The following is a 2,268-nucleotide window of genomic DNA, read 5'->3' as shown; positions in this document are numbered from 1 at the left end:
GATAGACTAAACAGAGATACAGCAAAAACAAACAAAGACCTATACTCTACAAACATATCATCAAACATAGATGCTAGTGTGGATATGAGGTTGTTTAGTAAAGAGGGTAGAAAGCAGATAGAAGATGAATATAATAAAGCCACAGCTATTACAAAGGCACTATCTACCATAATTCAAACAGGAGAGCTAAACTTTAACCAAGAGGTAGGAGAGAACTATAATACATATGAAATTTCAAAAGCAGTCAGCAAAGATCTAACTGAAAAACTAATAGATGAAAATGTAGGCATAGAAGAAAAACAAGCAATAACAAACAATATAATAAAAGAATTCTCTAAAAAAGCTGGACTGAACTTAGATGGCATAACTTTAAATATAATAAGTGATAAGTATGCCATAGGTGCAGATGGTGAATTATTTAAAGGTAACTTTAATAGCGGTATCTTAACTTTAAATATAGCCAATACTACCAACATCAATGAATTTATAAGCACACTAGGTCATGAGCTAAAACATGCAGTTGATTATTCAAAAAACAATTTTAAACCACAAGATAAAGACCAAAACAAATATGCAGACATAAAAGGTGAAAATTTCTTAGACTATCTAAATAAAGCTCTATCATACAACAATATAGACATAGACACCAAAAACACAACCATAAACTACGATAAAACAAATCCAGCAAATATCAACCTACTAAACTCAAACTCTATAATGTTTGAGAGTTTGGATAAGAGTAAGGGGGATAATAGGGTTTATATATACAATAATCGTATTGTAGGTATAGATAAAAATTTAGATGATAACAAAGTAGTCGATCTAACTTTTATGGAAGCACTTATCAATGGGTATTTTACAAAAGATATAACTGATTTCTTTACGCCTACGATAATGGAGCCGTTTAAAATATATGGTGACACTTTTAAGCTTTTTAGAGATAATACCAAAATAAACGAAACTCCTGACACAAATAAATATACAAATGAATATAATCTGGCAAATTCAAATGATTTTGAAAAATTAAGAAAAAATACAGACCAAACATATGAGAACATAGATAGGAATACTAAAATATTATTTATAAATGGTATGGACAATACACTTGAAGATGCTAAGAATAGTGTGAATTTGATTAAAAAAGATTACGGAGAAAATGTAGGACTTATAAATAATGCTACTGGAAAACATCTAGGAGTAATCGAAGATGCTGTCGAATGGCTGCCAAACTACACAACTACAAAAGATGTGTTAAATGCTTATTTTATAAAACAACTCCCAGCTGGAGCAACCGTGATAACTCATAGTGCTGGAAATGAGGATATATATAAGGCAAATAAAATAAACTCAATCATCGGAGTAAAAACTCCATATAACCTAATAAGTGTTGGCTCTCCTAAATCAGCCACAAAACTCAAAGAAAACACAAATAAAGTAGGTGCAAATTTCATAGATCAAATAAATCATACAAATGATCCAGTGGCTAACGGATGGTTAAACAAGGATGCGAATTATGATATAACATATAATTTTAAAGACTTGATTGATTTTGATATAAATTGGAAAAATAAAATTCCAATTTATAACAATCTTCAACTATACCATCCTTTTGAAAATTATTATCCAAATATAAACCTTCGCTTGGAGCAAAAATGAAAAGGGCGGAAAAATTATTTCTTACTTATTCTATTTTTTTATTTTGGTGCTGCACAAAACTGATTATTAGTACTGACAATTTTATTTTTTTGCAAGCATTACTCCAAATTTTACTAGTTGTTTTTCTGTTGATATTTTTGTCTGCGATATTTTTTGTTTGCATAAAGTATTATCGCAACATTAGCCTTTTGTGTAAATTAATATCAATTACATTATTGTTTTTATTTTGTTTAATTCTATATTTATGGATGACAACTATTTTTTCATATGTTCTAATGTATGGAGTTTTTAATGAAGGTGGAGTGATTAGAAATATTTTTTATCAAGATAGATATTATCAATTTGACTGGTATGAAGTTTTGTTTTGGAATTGCATTTTTTCTTTGCATTACCCATTATATCTATTTTATATAATCAAGCCTTTTATCAATCATATTGACAATAGGCTTGATGCTACAAAAAAGAGACCATCAGCCTAACGGGCTATAGAACAAACTGCGTAAATCCTCCACCCTACCATCCAACCCCAACCCTAAAACTTAGATTGAGCTTATCTGTTTTAAAATGCTCTGGTTTGTATATTGGAGCTTGAGCTAATAGATCATAGCTAAT

Annotated in this window: 1 protein-coding gene; it reads left to right on the top strand. The window is 29.5% G+C overall.

Features of this window, described 5'->3' with window-relative positions:
• The coding region (locus LQU93_RS09780) for a hypothetical protein (protein WP_229933700.1) at positions 1-1,656 on the top strand (1,656 nt) is incomplete at its 5' end.
• Between the last annotated feature and the right edge of the window lie 612 nt (positions 1,657-2,268).

The sequence above is a fragment of the Campylobacter majalis genome (assembly GCF_905120465.1).
GTDB classification, from domain to species: Bacteria; Campylobacterota; Campylobacteria; order Campylobacterales; family Campylobacteraceae; genus Campylobacter_A; species Campylobacter_A majalis.
Note: the sequence above shows the minus strand (reverse complement) of the source record. Positions and strands in the feature narration are given on the sequence as shown.